Annotated in this window: 16 protein-coding genes; 2 read left to right on the forward strand and 14 right to left on the reverse strand. The window is 55.3% G+C overall.

From position 1 onward, the window contains the following. Positions 1-147 precede the first annotated feature (147 nt). The 9 genes from G0Q06_RS02400 to G0Q06_RS02440 are packed head-to-tail and all read right to left on the reverse strand — an operon-like array spanning position 148 to position 10,989. Positions 148-1,818, reverse strand: a complete 1,671-nt coding sequence (locus G0Q06_RS02400; RefSeq protein ID WP_163962099.1) for an AarF/UbiB family protein — start codon at positions 1,816-1,818, stop codon at positions 148-150. A 7-nt stretch (positions 1,819-1,825) separates the two neighbouring features. Next, the gene (locus G0Q06_RS02405) at positions 1,826-2,140 is read right to left on the reverse strand and encodes a phasin family protein (RefSeq protein WP_163962101.1); all 315 of its coding nucleotides are present in this window, start codon (positions 2,138-2,140) and stop codon (positions 1,826-1,828) included. 34 nt (positions 2,141-2,174) lie between these two features. Then, positions 2,175-2,921, reverse strand: coding sequence for a tetratricopeptide repeat protein (locus G0Q06_RS02410; RefSeq protein WP_163962103.1), 747 nt, complete (start codon positions 2,919-2,921; stop codon positions 2,175-2,177). Then, the gene (locus G0Q06_RS02415) at positions 2,918-4,696 is read right to left on the reverse strand and encodes a BatD family protein (protein WP_163962105.1); all 1,779 of its coding nucleotides are present in this window, start codon (positions 4,694-4,696) and stop codon (positions 2,918-2,920) included. Before G0Q06_RS02415 ends, G0Q06_RS02410 begins: the two co-directional genes overlap by 4 nt. Then, positions 4,697-7,453, reverse strand: a complete 2,757-nt coding sequence (locus tag G0Q06_RS02420; protein WP_163962107.1) for an InlB B-repeat-containing protein — start codon at positions 7,451-7,453, stop codon at positions 4,697-4,699. It lies immediately after the preceding gene. Then, a complete protein-coding gene (locus tag G0Q06_RS02425) occupies positions 7,453-8,481 on the reverse strand; it encodes a vWA domain-containing protein (RefSeq protein ID WP_163962109.1) in 1,029 nt (342 codons plus the stop codon). Before G0Q06_RS02425 ends, G0Q06_RS02420 begins: the two co-directional genes overlap by 1 nt. Beyond that, positions 8,478-9,020, reverse strand: coding sequence for a DUF4381 family protein (locus G0Q06_RS02430; RefSeq protein WP_163962111.1), 543 nt, complete (start codon positions 9,018-9,020; stop codon positions 8,478-8,480). Before G0Q06_RS02430 ends, G0Q06_RS02425 begins: the two co-directional genes overlap by 4 nt. Further along, positions 9,020-9,952, reverse strand: coding sequence for a DUF58 domain-containing protein (locus G0Q06_RS02435; RefSeq protein WP_163962113.1), 933 nt, complete (start codon positions 9,950-9,952; stop codon positions 9,020-9,022). Before G0Q06_RS02435 ends, G0Q06_RS02430 begins: the two co-directional genes overlap by 1 nt. A 38-nt stretch (positions 9,953-9,990) precedes the next feature. Then, positions 9,991-10,989, reverse strand: a complete 999-nt coding sequence (locus tag G0Q06_RS02440; protein ID WP_163962115.1) for an AAA family ATPase — start codon at positions 10,987-10,989, stop codon at positions 9,991-9,993. A gap of 166 nt (positions 10,990-11,155) precedes the next feature. On the opposite strand from G0Q06_RS02440, the gene G0Q06_RS02445 reads away from it, so the two are divergent. Next, positions 11,156-13,312 (forward strand): O-antigen ligase family protein, encoded by a 2,157-nt coding sequence (locus G0Q06_RS02445; protein WP_163962117.1) that lies wholly within the window; start codon positions 11,156-11,158, stop codon positions 13,310-13,312. An 84-nt stretch (positions 13,313-13,396) separates the two neighbouring features. Here G0Q06_RS02445 and G0Q06_RS02450 read toward each other — a convergent pair whose 3' ends face one another. The 4 genes from G0Q06_RS02450 to G0Q06_RS02465 all read right to left on the reverse strand — a co-directional run bounded on the left by G0Q06_RS02450 (position 13,397) and on the right by G0Q06_RS02465 (position 18,639). Continuing rightward, complete coding sequence (locus G0Q06_RS02450; RefSeq protein ID WP_163962119.1) at positions 13,397-14,386, reverse strand: malate dehydrogenase; 990 nt, start codon at positions 14,384-14,386, stop codon at positions 13,397-13,399. Positions 14,387-14,517: 131 nt separating this feature from the next. Next, a complete protein-coding gene (gene carA / locus G0Q06_RS02455) occupies positions 14,518-15,672 on the reverse strand; it encodes a glutamine-hydrolyzing carbamoyl-phosphate synthase small subunit (RefSeq protein WP_163962121.1) in 1,155 nt (384 codons plus the stop codon). A gap of 103 nt (positions 15,673-15,775) precedes the next feature. Further along, positions 15,776-18,202, reverse strand: coding sequence for a cellulase family glycosylhydrolase (locus tag G0Q06_RS02460; RefSeq protein ID WP_163962124.1), 2,427 nt, complete (start codon positions 18,200-18,202; stop codon positions 15,776-15,778). A 131-nt stretch (positions 18,203-18,333) separates the two neighbouring features. Beyond that, positions 18,334-18,639, reverse strand: coding sequence for an ArsR/SmtB family transcription factor (locus tag G0Q06_RS02465; protein WP_163962126.1), 306 nt, complete (start codon positions 18,637-18,639; stop codon positions 18,334-18,336). A gap of 120 nt (positions 18,640-18,759) precedes the next feature. On the opposite strand from G0Q06_RS02465, the gene G0Q06_RS02470 reads away from it, so the two are divergent. Continuing rightward, positions 18,760-19,950, forward strand: a complete 1,191-nt coding sequence (locus G0Q06_RS02470; protein ID WP_163962128.1) for a KamA family radical SAM protein — start codon at positions 18,760-18,762, stop codon at positions 19,948-19,950. A 7-nt stretch (positions 19,951-19,957) separates the two neighbouring features. On the opposite strand, the gene G0Q06_RS02475 is transcribed toward G0Q06_RS02470, so the two are convergent. Then, entirely contained in the window at positions 19,958-20,581 is a 624-nt protein-coding gene (locus G0Q06_RS02475) for a thiamine diphosphokinase (RefSeq protein ID WP_163962130.1), read from the reverse strand. Between the last annotated feature and the right edge of the window lie 53 nt (positions 20,582-20,634).

Below are 20,634 nucleotides of genomic sequence, written 5' to 3' on the forward strand. Positions count from 1 at the left end.
CAGTATAGGCGGATGAGGGATAATTTTCCTATCTCTGGGGGCAAATAATGTAACTTAGGGTTTTTATGGGATGCACTTAAAGTTTTGAAGACTAGGGCAATTGGGTGTCAACACCAGACTGAATCTGAACTGATAATTGCACCCAATTCACTCATTGTGATGAGGCTTATGCTTTCTTCCACTTCGGAGGATATCAAAGGCCACATAGGCCCCAATGGCCGCGGAGAGCAGGTATCCGACAATACCGATAGCCGGATATCCCCAGAGGAGGGGCTTTGTTCCGGTATTGATGACCAAGGAGCTCCCGATGATCAGGGAACCGATAATGACGGCGAGGGAAAGCCGGCTAAAAGCGTGGTGGATGGTGTTTGTGGCCCGGTTGACGCCTTTGTGTTCCAACGGAATGACCAAATCCCCGTCCTCGACTTGGTGAAGGATCCGCTGCAGGTCCTGTGGCAATTCGCTGAGCTGGGTCAGTTTTTCGCGCCATTCACCGATGAGGTGGCGGGAAAGGTTCTTGGGATTCCATCGTTCCCAATTCAATTTCCGGATGTAGGGCTCCCCGACCGTGGCCAGGCTGAAGTCCGGATCCAGCTCGGTGGAGGTGCGCTCGATGGAGATGATGGCCTTGGCGAGAAGGGTGTAATCGCGGGCCACATGAATTCCGTGTGATCCAAACACAAAGATCAGCTCAAAGATGACCTTGCCGATATTCTCCATCTGCTTCAGGTCCGCATCATATTTGAAAAGAATAGTTGTGATAGCCTTTTCCAGCTGCGTTCTCTGCATGCGTCGTGGAGGACGGCCCAATCGCAGGGCGATCCGGGTGACCATGGCCGCATCCCGTTTCCCGCAAGCTGAAAACAGATCGATGAGAGCGTATCGCATCCGTGTTGTCAGTTGTCCTGCCAGACCCCAGTCAAGCAGGCAGAGGCGCTTCCCGGGGGTAACAAGAATATTGCCCGGATGGGGATCACCGTGGAAAAAACCAGTCAGGACAATTTGTGAAAAGAAGGAGTGACCCCCGGTCTCGGCGATCTGGCGCCGTTCCTCGTCATTCAATTGTGCCCGGGAGGGGGCTTCGCCCTCGATCCACTCGCAGACCAGGAGTCGCGAAGTTGAGTATGCCTCGAGGACGTCCGGAGCGAAGACCTTTTCAGGAAACTGGTTTAGCGAGTTGAAAACGGAGGCGTTTCGGGCTTCCACGGTGAAATCCAGTTCATTGAGCAGGCCTGTTTTCAACTCCTCAAGGACCAGGGGCAGATCAAAAGGCTGTAGTGTGGGGACGTTTTCGTGGATTTGGTTGACCAGCCAAGTGAGAATTTCCAGATCCGTGTTGATGGGCTTCCGAAGGCCCGGTTTCTGGATTTTGACAGCCACCTCCTGGCCGGAGTCCCGCAGTTGCGCCTTGTAGATTTGTCCAAGCGATGCAGAGGCCTTTGGCTGCTCATCAAATTCCGAAAAAACCTCTTTGATGGAGGTGCCAAGCTCCTTTTCAAGGACCGGGCGGATTTTTTCAAATCCGAGCGGGGTGATCCGATCCTGCAATTCCTCCAGTTCCTCGATGAGTTCCCGCGGCAGGATATCCGGGCGTGTGCTCAGGACTTGCCCGATCTTGATAAAAGTCGGACCGAGTTCCTCAATGGCCAAGCGGACACGCCTCCAAATGGGGAGGTTTTCGTTAACCGGGGGAACAATCTTTGTCAGCCAGCTGGCCGGGGTATCGGTCTTCTCGAGTATCTGGTCAAAGCGATACCGCAGGAGGATGGTGACGATTTCCTTTGCCCGGACAGCGTCCCTTATCAAGTGGAGGTTCACTCGCTAATCAGGAATCGGAGGATTTTAGCTTTTTCAATTCCTTCTGGATTGAATCGAGCCGCTTGTTGATCTCCTCGACATCCTTGCTGCGGGCGACGGGCGCCTTTTTAAGCAAGTCCTCGAACATGGATTCCAAGGAGCTACGAGCCTCTGTGAATTCCTTTTTGCTCTCCTCGGATATCTTCCGGGCGGTTTCGCGAGCCTCATCGGCAGAGATCTTTCCCCGTGAGACAAGGTCCTGAAGACCGGCTTCAATTTTCTCGACCGTGACCACGGTTGCCCCGAGTCCGGCATAGAGTGTGTGTTTTAGTGCATCCAGCATAGTATTGTCATACTACGAAAGGATTTATAAAAAATCAATCATTGCCGATCGGATGAATCTCATCGAGGAGAATATATCCTTCGTCACCGGCGGAAGTCATGACATGGTAGAAGCCTGCCTGTTCGCCAAGGACCCGGATCGGATCGCCCTCAATCAGGATAGAATCTCCCGGACTGGCATCGGTTGGGGCTACGCGGAGGGAAACTATCGGGGAGGAAACGACCGACCAGTCCTTGAAGAGCTGGTGCTGAACGATGGCAACGGCCGAAACCAGCAGGCAAATTAGGCTGATAACCCCGATGGAGCGGGCAAGGGGAATGGTGAAGGAGACAAAATCGCGGTAGAAGAACAAGATCAAGGCGGCCCAGAAAGCAATTGCCGCCACCAAGGTCCAGCCGGACTGTGACAATAACCTTGCCGGGTTGGAAAGCTGGGGAAACTCATTTGCCAGGTTCATTTTGGATGCGGCTAGCAGGAGGTTGGCTCTGGCCGGCTCAAAATTCGGGTTCAGCGAATAGGCCTTCATGTAGTGAAATGACGCCTCGCTCCACTTTCCCTGCTGGGCAAGGGCGTTGCCGAGATTGAAATGCACTTCCGCGGAGCGACCGACTTCGAGAACCTGGCGGTAGGCCTGCTCCGCTTCCACAAATGAACCGTTTCCGTAGGCAATGTTACCGCTTATGAAAAGTTCGTTGGCGCTCTGTTCCGCTGAAAGAGAGCTTATCAAGACCATCCAGAGGGTCAGGACGAAGAGCAGAGTGTGTGGTTTAGGGCGTATCATTTCTGAAAACGGTTTAAGTCGGAGATCAATTCTCTGAGTTCATCCGCGTGGGAAAGAAGATTCTTGGTGGATGCAGGGGATCCGGCGAATTGGGAGGCATCCGCCGCGTGAAGGATTTGTGAGCATTTTTGAACAACTGAATCCGGTAAATCGGAATCTTTCAATATGTCAAGGCAGTCGGAGGTGACAAGCGTTTTGGCTTCCAGTGGGGTTTTTGACAAATGGCTCACCCGTTCCTGGATAGCACTGCGTGCTTCAATGAAAAAGGCCTCTGCATCCTCCGAGCTGGCCGCCTTACCTGCCCGTTGAAGGGATTTGCGGACTTTTCGGCTACCGGCATGGCGTCTGGCCAACTGGTTGTCATCCCGCAAACGCCGTTTGCGATGCAGGACAAGGGCTACTCCCAGCAGGATGATAGCGAATGATCCATTCACCATCCAGAACCGGTAATTCTCCCACGGAGGGCCTGTTTGGATGAGTGCGCCGGTTTCTGGCCGGATTGGCAGAAGGGCCTCGGGGATTCGCTCCTCTTCTTCCTGTTCATTGAAATCCGACCCGAGGAATACTCCGGAGTCTACCGGCTTGCTGGACGGCGCGACAGTCACGGGCTGGGCATCAATTTGAACAGTAGTGTAATCACTGTTTTCAGGGTTGAAATAGGCGTATTCCAGGGACGGGACTTCCTCGATTGTCTCAGATTGTGGGATCAGGATGTACTCGAAGCTTTTTGAGCCTGAAATTCCCAAGTCTCCCCCCGGTTTAAATTCAACCTTTGGGGGATAGAGCCGCCAGTTCTCCCATTCAGGAATCCGGGGTGGGGCAATCCGGTCAAAATTGCCGGTGCCGGACAGGGTCAGTGTCAGAGTGATGGGCTCGCCGACAACCAGTTCGCGCGTGGAGAGTGTCGCCGTCAGGTTAAATTCACCAACGGCGTCGCTGAATGAAGCGGGCCGGTTGTCTTCCGGCAGAGGAAGCACATCGACTTCCAGCGTATCGGTAAAGAGTGCCAGCGGCTTGGTCTGGGTTCTATCCAGGTTAAAGAATCTCGGGAAGCGGTTGTCAGAAGAGGATTCCTGAATGGCGATGTTTTGAATGAAGCGCAGGCTGGTAGGTCCGGACTTGATTGGCGTCAGGATGAATTCCCAGACAAAGGCCTCGTAGATCCGCCCACTCACGCGAGTCCTTGTGCGGTTTGGATTATCATCGAATTCCGTATTAAGGAAACCTTCCCCCTCGCGCTCCGGGAAGGCGATATTGGAGAGGGTGAGATCATCCCGGACAAAGAGACCGAGCTTGGCGGTCAGGGCTTGTCCGACATAATAGGGCCCGTCGGGTAATTCAAGTTGGAGGAAGGCCCGGCTGCGGGTTGCCTCGTCCATCGGAACAACCTCGAAGGTGACGGGCTGGATCTCGACTGTCTGTCCACTGATTCGGGTAGTTCGACCCGGTATGATGAATGTGCCGGTACGGGTCGCGGTGAATGACCAGCTCCCTCGCGTCTCCACTGTGACCGCCCCATTTATGATCTGCCTGAAGGAGGAAGTACTCATGCCACTCGAGAAGGCCAATCCGTCGACACGAGGGGTGCCCATGTTCGGGATCTGTGTCGTGTTGATAAAGCGCAGCGTATATTCCGCCCTTTCGCCGACCATGACGACCGACGGGCTTACCTCCGCGCGGACGGAAATTTCCTGTGCGTTCGCCAACAGGCAAGTGAGCATCCCGAATAACAACGGGACGAATTTGTAGTGATTTTTTATATCAAAATATTCCATTTACCAGTCTCTCCCGCTGGGTTGACTTTGGTCGGATTCCTTTTCCTGCGACAACTCGCTGGCAGGTAAAAATCTTTCGTCTTCGCTCAGTGCGTTGAGCAGTTGTCGTGCTTCCTCGCGGGACATTTCCATTGGGACAGGCTCCCCGCTATCTTCCTGTTGCGGCTCTCCGGGCGACTCTTGCTCAGATGGCTGCTCCTCCTGCTCTTCCCCCTCGTTGTCCTCGGGCTCCCCGGTGTCCTCTTGCTGGTCCTCGTTGTCCTGCTCCTCCTGCTGGTCAGATTGGGAATCTTCTTCCTGTTGGTCCTGCTGATCCTGCTGATCCTGCTGTTGGTCTTGTTGATCCTCTTGCTCCTGGTCTTGCTGATCTTGATCTTCCTGGTCCTGATCGCTGTCATCCTGGGAGAAGCGTGCAAAGAGATTATGTTCTGTGGACTGAACAGTGACGCGTGTGGAGGGAGCCTCTGGATCCTCGACGCCGGGACCTTCCCACCCGTCAAATTTAAAGCCTTCCGCCGGTGTTGCTGAAATTTCGACGGTGCTGCCGATTGGATGGTTGCCGGCCCCTTCTACGGTTCCCCCCTCCTCGGGAGTCGGGATGATGACCAGATTCCATATCCGCTTCATTTCCGCGATGGCAATGCGGTCCGCGGTCAGGCTGATGGAAGATTCTGGTGCATTTGGATCCTTGATCCCATCACCGACCCAACCAACCCATTCGAAGCCCGGCCGTGGCTCCGCCTTGATCGGAACCACAGAATATTCCTCGAAGAAACCGGATGGTCCGGCCTTGCCGCCGATTTCAGGATCCAGATTGACGGAGAGTTTGAAGGCCGGGACAAAAGTAGCGGTGACTTTCGCATCCGCGGTTAAAGTAACTTCTGTTTCCGGTGCGGCTTCGTTTGCCACCTCGCAGCCTTCCGGGATCCATTTTGAAAAGGCAAAATAGTCTTCCCCTTCCGCCTTGATGGTGACGGGTTCATCTTCGCGGTATGTTCCGGACTCACCCGCAGAACCCATTGAGGGGTCTTCTGTCGCCACTTCCAGCTGCCAGGTCTTGACGAACCGCGCAATGACCGAACGGTTCTCTGTCGGGCGTATCGTTGTGCGGGCTTTAGTCGAATCTTCAATGTCCTCGCCGGTCCATTCAGTAAAGAGCCAGCCCTCATTGGCCTTCGCCTCGAGGGGTACGGGCACCTTGTGAAAGACTTCACCACCGGGGGAAACCGATCCTGCATCGGCTGGTTCAGCTTGGACATCAAGGGAATAAGTGTGGTTGGCGATGGTTTCCCGGAGCGCTTCAATGTTTTGCTGCGAGGCCGAGTGCCCGGGATCCAGGGCGAGGGCGCTCTCGTAATCCTTGAGCGCAAACTGCCATTGGTCGCGGGCCAGGGCAGGCTGGTCCTCAAGCTGGTCAAATCCGTAGGCAACACGGCTGTTCCCGGTGTTGTAAAAGGCCTTCGTCTGGAGCTTGGGAGAACCTTCCTTGAGCGTTTGTTCAAAGCGCGTGATCGCCTCTTCGTATTCACCCGATCGATACGCTGAAACACCCGTGTTGTAGATCAACTTCGGCTCATCCGGCTCATCCAGCAAGGCATCCTTGTACAAGGTGAGGGACTCCTCGTAGCGACCATCCTGATACGCCTTCTCGGCATCCTTGGCCGTGCCTGCCACGGATTCACCCGGTGCGACTACAAGTGAACCGAGAAAAAGAACGGCAAGTCCCAATCCCGGGCCTTGGCCGTTTCCCTTATTGCGGCGGCGGGTTGAGAGGAGGCTCTCCAGGATTATAACAAAGATGGCACCAGCCAGCGGCCACTGGAACCGTTCAATTGGGATACGCTGGAGCATTTCCTCCTGTTCGGTGCTTTCCGACTGTGCCAGACTGAATTCATAGACCCGCCTGAGGCCTTCCCCGGTTGGGCCAAGCGGTGCGTAAAGGCCGTTGCTAACCTCAGCAATCCGTCGCAGCGTACCTTCATCAAGGGCGGTCGAAACCGGCTTGCCAGAAGCATCCCTGAGAAAATCCTGTTGCCCTCCGGGAGTGCTTATCGGGATCAATTCACCCGAAGTGGAACCTACGCCTACGGCGAGGATGCGGGTTCCGTTTTGCCCGGCATCGCGGGCCTTTTGGATACCGCTGGCCTCGAGGTCCTCTCCATCTGTAATGAGAATTAGAATACGTTCATTTCCCGTTTCCTCGAAGTATGCCTCCGCTTCGTCGATGGCTGTGGCGACATCGGTTCCGCCGACTGGGATTGTCTCGGTGGAAATGGAAAAGAGGGTCTGCCGGAAGGCTTGGTAATCCAGAGTCAGGGGGCACTGCAGGAAAGCATTTCCAGCAAAGGCGATCAAGCCGACGCGGTCTCCCTTGACGGTTTCAAGCAAATCGAGGATGGCCAGCTTGGAGCGTTCCAACCGGTTGGGTTTGATGTCCTCTGCCATCATGCTGCGTGATGTATCGAGGGCGATCATGACGTCGATCCCGCGGGTCTCGGCCTTTTCCCAATTGGCTCCCCACTGCGGCCGGGCAAGGCTGAAACAAAGGAGGAGGATACAGAGCAGAAGCAATCCGTTCTTGACCCACAACCGGGTCCGGCTGTGCGATGCCGTCAATGGTTCCAAGAGGCTGGGAGCGGCGAATTCCCGCAACCGCCGCCAGGCCCTCCGTTCCGAGAGCAGGAAGAGAAGGAACAGGACCAGAACAGCGGCCATTCCGGCAAGGAGCCAGATCGGTTCAGCAAATTGTGGCATCATCAGGGCAGCCTCCTGTGGCGGGTTTGTTTCAAGAGGACATCAATAGCAAGCAGGGCTAGTCCAATGTAAAGGGGGATGGCGTAGACTTCGGTAAAGAGACGGCGAACATTGATCTCCACCTCGCGTTTTTCCATGCGATCAATCTCCTCATAAATATCGCGCAAAGCTTCTGAATTCGTGGCGTGAAAGTAGCGCCCATTGGTGGTTTCCGCGACTGCTTGTAATGTTTCCAAATCGATGTCGGAACGGGCTTCTCGAAGGAAGATGCGCCCGTCGCGTGTCCTCGCTGGCTGACCATCGCGGTCGAAGCGAGCGGGGAAGGGCACCATTCCCGGTTTGCCGACCCCGATCGTATAAATTTTAATCCCATAGGCCTTGGCTGCTTCAGCGGCGGCCGACGGCTCAAGTTGACCCCGGTTGTTGGCCCCATCAGTAACCAGGATGATGCTCTTTGACTCAGCAGGCACATCCCGCAGGCGATTGGTCGCCGATCCGATGGCCGATCCGATAGCGGTCCCGTCCTCTACCTGGCCGATTCTCAATTGTGCCAGACGGCGTTTGAGCCAATCATGGTTCAAGGTCAGCGGGCTTACCAGATACGGTTGCGCGGCAAAGGCAATCAGGCCGATTCGATCACTTTTGCGGGCCTCGATGAAGTCTTCGATTACTGAGCGAACGACAGTCAGGCGGTCTTGCCGGACACCACTAATCTCAAAGTCGTGGGCCCACATGGAGGTCGACAGGTCAACCGCGATGACGAGGTCCACTCCGCTGCTTTCCGAGCTGGTCAATTCTTCGCCGGTCTGTGGTCGGGCGAGGGCGACAATGAAGAAGACGATCGCCAGCCAGCGCAAGGCGGCCCGCCAGCGTCCCGGACGCTGCCTGACAAAGGCGGCCACCTGGGAGGCGAGCAGGGTTGAGGGAAAGCGGATTGAGGCGGATCGCCCAACGCGTCCCTGGAGCCAGAGCAAGAGGGGAACGGCAATCAACAAAAACAGCCAATGGGCTTCTGCAAATTGGAAAATCATATGGCTTGGGCAAGGTTTTCCCCGTCAGGGTGGCGGGCCGCGAGTTCTTTATCGGTGGATTCGACAACTCCCTTTGCCGTTTCGAGGAGGGCATCCTGCTGCTCCATATCGAGGCTTTGCCGGGCGAACTTCACCATGTCACAAGACTCGAGGAAGGCGGGCATTTGCCGGTGAAGGATTTCCGGGAGACCGTCCCTTGTCGCAAGGGTGTTGAGAAATTCCTCGGAAGTCTGCTCACGGGCGGGGACGGCCAGCGCCTCCTCAAGATAATCCCGGACGATGTCTGAGACCTCCACCGTGAAAGGTTCGGGTTGGATTTGCGACTTCCCGGAGCGCAACTTTTGCAACCGCTCAAGGGCAATCTCGAGCGGGCTGCGTGTCGGCTCAAGACTGGCTGTATTTTCTTTTCTCGGACGCTTGAGCAACCAGTAAATAAAGATCACGGAGAGGAGGATTAGGAGGATGCTCCCGGCAATCAGTAAGATGGCCGGCCACAGTCCAATGGGAAGAGGACCTTCTATGTCTGCGAACTGTTCCATCACCGACGCTTCCCCCGCTTTTTGAAAAATGCCCTCAAGGCGGTTATGTACGGTTCCTGGGTTTGTACTTGAAAATGGTCGATTCCCGATCGCTTGAATGTGTCTTCAATCCGCTCCAGACGCTGCCGGTTCTGATGCTGATACATGCCCTGCAGGCGCGCATCCGAGGTATTGACCTCCACCTGATGTCCGGTCTCAGCATCTTCAAGAACGATCCAACCGACAGAAGGAAGCTGTGTTTCCCGAGGGTCATGCAGGTGAATGCAGATCAAGTCGTGTCGCTTTCCGGTCAAGGTCAGCATTTTTTGAAGCTCTCCCGGTTTCTCCTTTGTCGACGGGCGGAGCCATGCCTGCGATTCCTCAGTCAGAAAGTCGCTGACAAGAAAACACACAGCCTTGCGCCGAATCAGGTGGTTCAGGGTTTTCATGGCCTCGCTCAGGTTGGTGCCCTTGTGCTGCGGCTCATAAAAGAGGATTTCCCGAATGACCCGGAGGACATGGGATCGTCCCTTTTTAGGCATGATAATTTTTTCGACCGTGTCGGAAAACAGGATCAAGCCGACCTTGTCGTTGTTGCGCGTGGCACTGAATGCGAGGACACTGGCCAGCTCTGCAGCCAGCTCGCGCTTGGTCTGCTTGACGCTGCCAAAATCCCCGGAAGCGGAGATGTCAACCATCAGCATGATGGTCAGCTCACGTTCCTCCTCGTAGACCTTGATGAAGGGCCGGTCCATCTTGGCGGTCACATTCCAGTCAATGGAGCGGACATCGTCGCCGGGTTGGTATTCGCGCACCTCGGCAAAATCCATTCCCTGTCCTTTGAACACGCTGTGGTAAGCGCCGACAAGGGACTCATCGACAAACTTCCTGCTGCGGATCTCGACTTGGCGGACCTTGCGCAGGATTTCGCGAGTGCGCTCAGATGGGGACATGCTCCCTGAAGAATCCATGCGTTTTCTTCAATCCCCGATCAAGGAACAGGGACTGTTTCAAGAATGCGTTTAATGACTGCTTCCGTCGACAATTCCTCGGCTTCGGCCTCGTAGGTGAGGATAATCCGGTGCCGAAGGATGTCCGCAGCGATTGACTTCACATCCTGCGGCGTGACATAGCCACGCCCCGAAATGAATGCCCATGCCTTGGCGGCGAGGGTGAGGGAAATCGTCGCCCGAGGGCTCCCGCCAAACTGGATCATCGGCTTGAGGTCCTCAAGGCCGTGCGCTTCCGGTTCGCGGGTGCAGAAGACCAGCTCGATGATGTAGTCCCGGATCTTGGCATCCAGGTAGATCTCGTTGACCGTTTTTCTTGCCGAAAGAATTTGCTCCGGGGTCACGACCGCCGAAGCTTTTGGTTTCGCACCTGTAGTAGCCATGCTCTCGAGGATTTTCATTTCCTCTGACTTGGATGGATATCCAATCTGCAATTTCAGCATGAAGCGGTCGACCTGTGCCTCAGGCAACGGGTAGGTGCCTTCCTGGTCGATCGGGTTCTCTGTTGCCAGGACAAGGAAAGGGTGGGGCAACTCGAAGGTATTGTCCCCGATTGTCACTTGGCCTTCCTGCATCGCTTCGAGCAGGGCACTCTGGACCTTTGCCGGTGCACGGTTGATTTCATCCGCCAGAACGATATTGGCAAAGACGGGTCCCTTCTTGGTCGAGAATTCACCGGACTTGGGGTTGTAAATCAGTGTACCGATGATATCGGCAGGGAGCAGGTCCGGGGTGAATTGCACACGGGCAAAATCAGCGTGAATGGAGTCGGCCAGGGTCCTCACCGAAAGCGTTTTGGCCAATCCGGGAACCCCTTCCAGGAGGACGTGCCCGTTGGCCAGAAGGCCTACGAGGAGGCGGTCGATCAGATATTGCTGGCCCACAATCACCTTGGCCATTTCGGCCCGCAAGGCGGTTATCCATTCGGCCTGTGCGCGGACCTTGGTATTGATTTCTTCAAGATTGAATTCTTCAGACATGTTTTAGTTCTTTTAAAGGATCAGGTATGAGACTTCCTAAGTTCACAAAGATTCAAAATTTGGCCAGTGATTGGGAATACATCAAGTCTCAAGCCCGGATTCCTCAGTTTCCCGGCCTGATTTTGTGATTGCGACCCATCGATATGGCGGAAAACTCCCGCTTGTTATGCCATCCCATAGACATCGGAATCCCATTAAGCGCTGGCTGCACAAGGCTACCGAATCCCCTCTGAGGATGTTGGAGGCGGTGCAGCATTTGCTCCTTGGTTGGATACTGATAATGACCCTGATAGGATTTGGCGGATTTCTTGCCTATGGTGAACCGATGAGCGGGGTTTCCCTCGGTCTGTTTATCCTGACAGCCCTGCACGCCATCATTACGACCCTGAGACGTGAGAAAAAGGGTCTGGATTGGGAGCTCCTTCTGCCATTGCCGTTCATCCTATACGCCTTGCTGAGCTATCAGTTCCTCAGTCCGGCACCTTGGAGCTCAGCCCTTTTTCTTACGGTCTATGTGCAGGCGTACGCGCTCTACTTTGTCATCTTCAACAGCATACGGGGAACACGTTCCGGCATGTGGATTTTCACCATTTGCCAGTTGGTCGCGGTAGCGGCCTTGATGGGTGCGTTTTTCCAGTACTACCTTTTTCCCGATTGGATGGTCTCCCTGGCGCGGGATCGCAATCCAGCCTACCTGCACGGTGCAGGCGGATTCCTGATGGAACCGGCCAACATGGCCAGCCTGCTTCTTATGTTCTGGCCAGTCTGTGTCTTGATGGCCTGGGCACAGCGGTTTTCCGGTCCGGTAAGAATGCTCAACGGCTTTTATGCGCTGGCCATGTTTGTGGGCATCCTCCTGACCACAGAGCGTCAAGGATTGTGGATCATGCTCCTGATCTGCGCTTTGCTCCCGTTTTTCATGAGCAAATTCTGGGCGGTTCGTCGCAAGATATGGATGATTGGATCCATGCTCCTGATTGCCTGTCTTCCGCTGTTCTGGTTTGGCACCGATATGCTTCAGTCGAGAATTGTTTACCTGCTGGAAGTTCCTTCAAATCTCCTGACGGAGGCGGGGATTTCCTCAGCTTGGCAACTGTTCCTGCAGAATCCTGTTTTTGGCTGCGGCCTTGGAAGTTTTGCTTTCTTCTGGGAGTTGACTCGTCCGGTGGGTCTTGCCGGTTCCTCCCTGTATTCCGTTTCCGGCTACGCCGGCTTTCTGGCTGAGCTGGGACTTGTTGGGGCTTTACTGGCTGGAGCCCCTGTTCTCCTTCTGCTCTATCGCGCCGCAGGGTTCTGGAAGGCGATTTCATTCCTCACTGTGAACAAGGATACGCAAAGCCGGATGGCTCGATATCCGAAAAACCATCCGGCTCGAGCCAAACTGGAGCGGGCGAATGGGCGCACGCCTTCAGTGAAAGTTATTCTTGGAGGTCTCTTGCTGGGCATTTTCGCTTTTCTTCTCTCCATGGGTTGGGACTACTCCCTGAATTTACCAATCTTGTTATTTTTATTTGTCTCGATTGTGGCCATTCTTGCCGCCCTTTCTCGCCGGGGGCATCGCAATACCGTCTCCTCCCGCGTTGGCATTGCAACCGGCTTGATTCCGGTTCTCTTGTCCGCATGGGCTCTTGCCTTCGGGGCGCCCAAGTTCTACAGCCAATACTCGGTTTATACAGCCGACGAGGAATTGGCTTATCTTTTGTCCGATCCTGACAGGATATTCCTGGATCCGGGATCCCTCACATTTGTTGCGGGGTCCTACAAGGAAGCAGTGGAGTTGAATCCTCGTAACGCCCTTGCCTGGTTGGGTCTTGGCCGGGCCCAGCTGGCGCGGATTTATGCAGATGTTTGGCCCTCGGAGGAGCTCGCGGCGCAGGCAAGGGAATCCTTGGTAAATGCGCTTTCAATATCCCCGGACCTCTGGGAGGCCCACTTTCAAATGGCCCGCTCTCTTGCCATTCTCGGAGAGAACACGGATCAAATCGACGGGCACTTGCAAAGCGCTTATCGTCTTGCTCCCCGCCGCCCGGAGGCTCCCGCATTTCTTGGGACTTTGTTCCTGCTCCGCGGATCGGATCCGGCGGAGGGTCTACGGCTCCTTGAGGTTGCCCTCGAGATGGATCCTTTGTACGAGCCCGCGGTTAAGGCCTATCGTCGGATGGGGAGCATGCAGGCGGGGGAAGGTCGCCAGAGTCAGTCCGGGGCGCTCAGCGAAGCCCTTCTCGCCGAGTCTTTTGTCCTCAGGGATCCGGGACCTGAACGCATACTTGGGGCGGGCATCATGCCCGCACCGGCGGAAATCCTCACAACACCTGAAGAGTAGTTGTCAGGCGGGATCATTTTTAAAGATAGAAAAAGCCCTCCGCCGTTATTGCGAAGGGCTTTGCATAAATCAAATGCTGGTCGCTCAGATAATATTGAGTTCCTGAACCGTGGAGCGCTCTCCAACGAGCTCATCAACACTCTTCTGGACCATGCCCTTGCTGTAATCGTTGAGCTCAAGGCCTTGCACGACTTCATAGCTTCCATCGGCCTTGGTACGGATCGGGAAGCTGCACATGATGCCAGCTTCAGTTCCATACTCACCCTGGCTCGGGATACAGACGCTGTACCAATCACCGTCAGCCGTGGGGTTGGTCAGGGAAACAACGGTATCCACGACGGCATTGGCCGCGCTGGCGGCGGATGATGCTCCGCGTGCTTCAATAATCGCCGCCCCGCGCTTGCCCACAGTCGGGACAAAGGTTTCCTTCAGCCAAGCTTCATCGGCAATGACTTTATTGGCCGCTTTGCCACCAATTTTGGCATTGTAGAAATCGGGGAACATGGTGGGGGAATGGTTTCCCCAGATGGCTACGTTACTGACCTCCGTGACATCGACACCAGCCTTTTGTGCGAGCTGTGTCTTGGCGCGGTTTTCGTCGAGCCGGGTCATCGCAAACCAGCGGTTGGCCGGAAGCTCTGGAGCACTCTTCATGGCGATCAGGCAATTCGTGTTGCAGGGGTTGCCTACCACCAGGACGCGCACGTCCGGTGCGGCGTTGGCCGCGATGGCTTTACCTTGGCCGACAAAGATCTTGCCGTTGATTCCGAGCAGGTCCGCCCGTTCCATGCCCGCCTTGCGCGGGACTGAACCGACGAGGAGGGCCCAGTTGACGTCTTTGAATCCTTCTTCGAGGTCACTTGTCGCGACAATGTCCTTCAGCAGGGGAAAAGCGCAATCATCCAGCTCCATGCAGACTCCCTTGAGGGCTTTCATGGCAGGCTCGATCTCAATCAGGTTAAGAGCCACGGGTTGGTCGGGTCCGAACATTGCCCCGGAGGCAATGCGGAAGAGAAGGCTGTAGCCAATGTGGCCGGCAGCCCCGGTTACGGCGACGCGTATTGGGTTTTTCATATTAATTTTTCTAATTTGGGTTAATGTTTTATAAAACGATTGCTAATAGGCTTCCGGTGCTTGGCAAGTCCAAACGACCAGACTGAATCAATTATGATACAGTATATGGTGGAGCGCTAAAAATGGCACGCCTATTCGGCTGCTTTTTGGGCGACCAGATCATAGAAATGATCAAACAACGGATCGCTGTCATGCGGGCCTGGGGCCGCCTCCGGGTGGTACTGGACGCTGAAGACCGGGAGGTCCTTGTGGCGCAGGCCGGCGACCGTCTGATCGTTCAGGTTGTATTCGGTGACAACGGCGCCACAGGCTTCGAGGTTTTCCTTGGTGGCGGCAAAGCCATGGTTCTGGGCGGTGATGGAGACGACACCCGTTTCGATGTTCTTGACCGGCTGGTTACCACCGCGGTGTCCAAACTTCAACTTCATGGTGGAAGCACCCATCGCGTGGGCGATGATCTGGTGGCCCATGCAAATGCCGAACATCGGGTACTCCGGAATCAATTCCCGGATTGTCTCGTGTGCGTAGGTGACAGCGGCTGGATCTCCGGGTCCGTTGGAGACGAAGACACCCGCCGGATTCAGGTCACGCACGGTCTGCGCATCCGTGTCAGCCGGAACAACGGTAACATCAAAGCCGTGGAGGGTCAGCTTGCGAAAGATGTTGCGCTTGGCTCCCATATCGAAGGCAACGACCTTGTACCGCTTCCGCTTCAGGGCAGGCGGGTGAAGGTTGGTGCCCGGAACCGTGAACGGCTCGGGCCCGTCCTTCCATTCAAAAACTTCCTTGGTCGTCACTTCCTTGACGTAATCCACCCCGACGAGCCCCTTCCAGTCGCGTGCGCGCTGGACCGCTTCCTCATCGGTTATGTCCTCGGTACTCAAGCAGGCCTTGAGGGCGCCATGGACCCGGATTTTCTTGGTCAGGGCCCGGGTATCGATCCCGCTCAGGCCAGGGATGTCGTTTTCACGCAAATAATCCGGCAGGCTTTGCTGGCTGCGCCAGTTGGAAACAACCGGGCTGATGTCCCGGACGACGAAGCCTTGAACCTTCGGCCCATCGGATTCCTCGTCCTCCTTGGTGACCCCATAGTTCCCGATTTGTGGGGTCGTCATGGTGACAATCTGCCCGAAGTAGCTGGGATCCGTGAGGATCTCCTGATACCCGGTCATCGAGGTATTGAAAACCGCCTCGCCGACCACTGTTTTATTTGCTCCAAATCCAACCCCGCGGAAAACCGATCCGTCCTCCAAGGCCAATACTCCCGATTTAATAGACTCAACCATTAAAGGCAGGGAATTAACGGGTCCGTTCGGGGGAAATCAATTCCTTTCGAAACTTTCTTCGGAAAATTACGCTGAAGCTTTTCAAGTGCTGCTGAATGCCGACTCAGCGCCCGTTGTTGGTGACGCGGAAAAAGATGTTCGGTCCAAAGGGTACCGGGTCTGCGTTCACATCCTGGGCCTCGATGGCATCGAAGTACATTGTGTTGGCCGATTGGTCCACATTAATGGCAAAGAATTGGACTTCAGCAGTGCCTGCCGGAGCAATAGCCTGAACTTCAGACAGAATCCATGTGTTGGCTGGCTGTGAATCATCGAGGTAGGGTTGCGACTCGGCACCAGCGAACTCTCCGGTAATAATCACTCCGGGACCCGACAGGGTGGGAGTCAGGGGCGTACCGCTGGAGTTGAGATAAACAATTTTCAGTAGGCCATTAGTGATGTCCGCTGGCAGTGCGGCTGGTGTGCGCAGGTATCCGCTCAGATAGAATTCATCACCTGGAGAGGCTGGTCGGGACTGGAATGCGGTCGGGACGGTGAATGTTCCAGTCGCCGTCAGCTCCAGTGAATAGGTTCCCGACTGTGCGACCGAATCCGTGGTGCCCCTGTCAGTAATCCATCCGGAAGCATCTCCTGTTTCGAAATCGCCGTTTATCAATAGATTCTGGAGGGCTGATGGTGCGTCCGCATCGTGGGTTAGAGTGATATTCACTTCCTCGCTGGTTTCGCTGCTGGTGACCGTGAGCGAGCCCGCGGTGGAGGAAAGCTCCGATGAGCCCCCGTTATTTGTCGCTACCAGCGTCCAGTTGAGCAGATCATTGGATGATTCCACGATCATACTTTGTTCACGAAGGTGGGCCGGGAAGCTAAAGTCGACCTGCAAGTCCTGGCCAATTGCACTGGCCTGAAGAATTGACTCGAACGGCTCATTCCACATGGCCGCAAGCCGGTAGAATGCTGCACGTGGGTCCAGGTTGTCGATGCTCGAACCGTTATCAATGGTCCTGAAAATTCCCCACCATTCCTCATTGCCTTGTCCGTCTTCAAACGGTCCTGACCAACGTGGTCCAAAGTCTTGAGTGAATGCGCTGATTCCTCCGCTGTCCTTCCACCACTCGTCGGCGTACTCGAAGACGCAACCTCCGGAAGCAATGTCTGCTCCGGCCTCATCTGCCCGAAGCTCGTTCCAGAGGTTTTCCAGGGCGTTGGCCGGCAATTCCACATTGTTTGGCCATTCCGTATCGACTCTTCCATCCAGCGCATCATATCCGAACTCGGTTATGATCAATGGCTTGCTGGAGCGGACCGCATAATCTGAGAGAAAGCTGCCAAAGCTGAATCCGTTGTAGACCTGGACCGCCCAGAAATCAAAATTCGTCATGGAGGCATTCCATGTGTTGACCTGGCCCAAATCGTTTGTGATCGCCACAGAGACCAGCTTTTTGGGTGCAGCGGCTTTTACCGCGCCGGCAACTGTGTTCATGGCATTCCAGAAGGTTATCCCCTGTCCGGGGTTAGCCTCATTGCCAATCAGGAAGCCCATCACGGCCGGATTATCAGCAAGCGGGGTGGCAATACTTGTCCACTCATCAATGAGGTCGTTGACCACTATGGTATTGCTGAAATCCGAGAGAGGATTCACGTAACGATTAATCAATACATAGATGCCGTTGTCAGCAGCCAGTTGGAGAAAAGCATCGTGATTTCGAGCGGGATCCCATCCGTAGATTCGAATGACGTTAATCCCCATCTTGCGGAAATTCTCGAAGTCCCGTGCCCAACGAGCCTGGTAATCGGAGCTGATCCAGTAATAATCTCCGAATGGGTATCCAGCCGAGGGGTTCTCGCCGATTGCTGCCGGCTGGTAGCAAATTCCCTCCACTTCAAATGGTGTACCGTCGAGCAGGATTTGGCGTCCGGAAACCGTGAATACATTCCCCGGCTCGTAATCCAGCCGTACATTGTCGAATTGACCCTGGCTGGCGATGCCTCCCGTGCCCTCGAAGGCACTCAGGCGAATGGTGAGGTCCTGACCGTCTGTCGGATCGCCCAGCTCCACGGTCCCGACTGCCGTGATATCCTGCCACGAGTCCACAGGAATGTTCGCTTTCGGGTTGTTAAGGGTTTGTGACGCAATCACGTTCCCTCCAGCCAGCAATTCAATCTTGTAGCTGCCATCGGTTGTGGCCCCGTTGATTCGGTTTCCGCCGGCCACGGTCAGTGTGTACGTGCCTGTGGCTGCTGACCCGATCAAGCCGCTGTTGCTCTCCGTAACGCTCGGATTTGGACCCAGAAAGCCCGGCAGATTCAAGTAATGAAACCATTCACCGTAGGCCGGGGTGCTGAAGGTACCGCCAAGACTGTAACTGTTTACTCCCCCGGAGATGGAACCACCGTTGGATGTCCAGCCAGTTGCCTGCGCTTCGGCAATGGCGGGTTGCTCAAAGGAGGCATTCGGGACGGGGACTTGAACAGCCTGGAGGGCGAAAGGCGCAGCGATTAACAGAATCGGAAGAAGAGATTTGGCAGACATGGAGTTTCCTTAGTTTTGTATGAGGCCAAGGGCAGGCAAGATGCCCCTTTCAAGCCTTTAAATGATTGGGTGGATGATTTAAATGACCCCGTTTCGGACGGGTGGTCAATAAGGAATTGCATTCAATGGCATTAGCCCAGCTTCAGCGCCTTGCGCAGTTGCGCCTCGATCTGCTCAGCCCGCTCGGGGTCGATCCAGTAGTACACGTCCCGGCATTGCTTCGTATGCCTCACGATTCCCAGCGTCCGCATCCGGGCCAGGTGATTTGAGACCGTCGATTGCTTCAAATCCAGCTCATCGGCAATCTGGGAGACGTTCTTTCCCTCGCTGCAGTCCGGACTGCCCGGCAGCAGCTCGAGGATGCGAAGCCGGGTCACGTCCCCGATCGTCCACAGGCAACGCGCCAAATCCTCCTCGTCTATCGTTAAATGTTCCATCCGTGCCTTAAATCCGCTCTTATATTGACAGATTTCAATATATGTACTTATAAAGGCAACAATATTTTAAGGAAAAGCGGGCTGGGGGAGTCCGTCTGGGAGAGAGGGAATTTTAGAACGATGTATCCGGAAGACAGTAGAGAACGATGGTTTAGGGGACAGGGGCACTGGTCCGGGGTACCGGCAGAGCAGTGGGGGGACTGGCGCTGGCAGATGAGGAACCGGATCACGCGGCTGGAGGAGCTGGAGGAGCGGATGGAGCTGACGCCTGAGGAGCGCGAAGGATGTCTCTTTGCGCGGAGCAAGCTTTCGCTGGCGATCACGCCATATTTTTTCAATTTGATGAATCTGGAGGATCCGGGCTGTCCGATCCGGCGCCAGATTGTACCGCGCAGTGAGGAGATGCAGGTTTCGCCTGAGGAACTGCTGGACCCGGTTGGCGAGGAAAGCTCGATGGGGGTGGACGGATTGGTGCACCGGTATCCGGACCGGTGTCTCTTTCTGGTGACAAACGTGTGCGCGGCGTATTGCCGTTATTGCACACGGAGCCGGCTGGTCTCGAACGCGCAGGGCTACGATTTTCATCCGAATTTTGAAAACGCGCTGAAGTACATTGAGGAACACACGGAGATCCGTGATGTCCTGTTGAGTGGTGGAGATCCGCTGCTGCTTTCGGACAAGAAGCTGGATTTCCTGCTTGGGCGACTGCGGGCGATCAAGCACGTTGAGTTTATCCGGATTGGCTCACGGATACCGGTTTTCATGCCGCAGCGGGTGACACCTGAGCTGCAGGATATCTTCCGCAAGCATGGTCCGGTGTGGATGAGTATTCATGTGAATCACCCTCGTGAATGTACTGAGGAATTGTATGAGGCTACTGAAAAGCTGACCATGGCGGGCGTTCCGCTTGGTAACCAGAGTGTGCTTCTGAAGGGCGTGAATGACGATGTGGATACGATGACATCGCTCGTTCATCGACTCCTGATGATGCGCGTGCGGCCCTACTACTTGTACCAGTGCGATCTGATTACGGGTAGCCGCCATTTGCGGGCCGACGTGAGCAAGGGGATTGAGATCATCAAGGCCCTGCGCGGACACTCGACCGGCTACGCCGTGCCTCAATTTGTAATCGACGCCCCTGGAGGCGGGGGGAAGATCCCGATCAATCCGGAGTACGTGACGGAGATGAACGAGAATGAAATCGTGATGCGGAACTTCGAGGGGAAAGAATTCCGCTATCCGCTCCAGGACGGGAACTTGCTCGCTCCGGTAGGGGAAGGCCTTCCCCAGCAGGAAGAAGTCCTCGTTTAGTTGGCAATCAGGCTACGGTATCGTTGACCACGACGTAGAGAATTCCCTCCTCGAGTTGGATTTTGACGGTGGAGTCCGTCACGCGATTGCTTTGTCCCAGTTGATGCCGGGGACCCATTCGTGATGACTGAAGATTCCAGTGTAGTCCCTGAGTGGTGACGCCCGAACAGTCTGTGAAAGGAATCAGGCTGACCACGCTTTCTTCCTGCAAAGATGCGCTCAGCGGGCATTCCGGTGTCACCCGGAAAATAGTCTGGGTATCATCCTCAAAAATCACAAATTGCCCTGCGGGAAGCCCTGCGGCAATGAGGAGATTTGTCAGGAAATGATCGGACCGGAGGCCCGTGCCGCCGAGAATCTCGACTATTGAGCTGCCGGCTGGAATATGGCGGAGAGCCTTCTGGAAATCGGTGGCATCCTGCTCCGGAGCGGGAATCACCTTAATCGATTCATTGCTTGGGGGTTCGCCTATGGAATCAAAATCCCCGGTGACAATATCGGGCGTGATGCCGCATTCCAGAGCTGGCAAGTAACCGCTGTCCGCGGCGATGATAAAGTCAGCCCGTCCGGCGGCTGCGCGGGAGAGTGGGGGAGACGGCTTTTCGCCACCCAGAAAGATCAAGGTTCTCATTGAGGAATGCCGGGAAACCGGCTGGAAGGGTTAATACGGAAATCCTATTGCCT

It is taken from the genome of Oceanipulchritudo coccoides (assembly GCF_010500615.1).
GTDB classification, from domain to species: domain Bacteria; phylum Verrucomicrobiota; class Verrucomicrobiia; order Opitutales; family Oceanipulchritudinaceae; genus Oceanipulchritudo; species Oceanipulchritudo coccoides.